At 41.2% G+C, this 503-nt stretch carries 1 protein-coding gene; it reads right to left on the bottom strand.

Annotated features, from left to right (window positions below):
• Positions 1 to 85: 85 nt before the first annotated feature.
• Entirely contained in the window at positions 86 to 343 is a 258-nt protein-coding gene (locus DS2_RS20960; protein WP_035016747.1) for a reverse transcriptase domain-containing protein, read from the bottom strand.
• Between the last annotated feature and the right edge of the window lie 160 nt (positions 344 to 503).

The following is a 503-nucleotide window of genomic DNA, read 5'->3' as shown; positions in this document are numbered from 1 at the left end:
TGGTCTTTACCCCAGTAACATTCAAACCCTAAGAAGTTAATTCTTCTATCTGGGTGACCGCTTGGATGAAAGCGGCTGAATCTTTTCAGGTGAGTTTTATCTTTTGTCCATTTGGCAGTTGCACCTTGGCTTTTAACCATTGGTTGACTAGATTAAGCAACGCTTTGTCTTTTATTTTAAGTTTAAGCATTTTCATCAGCCACTTGTGGCTCATGTTATCGAAGAAGCCTTTGATGTCAGCTTCTACAATATAGCCGTATCCTTTAAATTGCAGATTCAGCGTTAAACTGTGAATGGCTTGGTGTGCGCTTTTGTTTGGTCGATATCCGTAGTTGTTTCCCATAGAGGTTTTCGAACTGGTGTTTGGGGTGGGTTTGTGTTTTAAATGCTATGGCTTGCAAGGCGGTTGTCATTGTTAATTCAGACCCTACTTTGTTCTGACAATGTGTCTAATGCAAGCCGTGATATTAACGTTTACCCCTTCGCCTTGTATGTGGCTTTCC

The sequence above is a fragment of the Catenovulum agarivorans DS-2 genome (genome assembly GCF_000568405.1).
Taxonomy (GTDB): Bacteria; Pseudomonadota; Gammaproteobacteria; order Enterobacterales; family Alteromonadaceae; genus Catenovulum; species Catenovulum agarivorans_A.
Note: the sequence above shows the minus strand (reverse complement) of the source record. Positions and strands in the feature narration are given on the sequence as shown.

Bases quoted from the DNA above. Each gene is read 5' to 3' on its own strand.
- DS2_RS20960 (WP_035016747.1), bottom strand. From the start codon at position 343: ATGGGAAACAACTACGGATATCGACCAAACAAAAGCGCACACCAAGCC.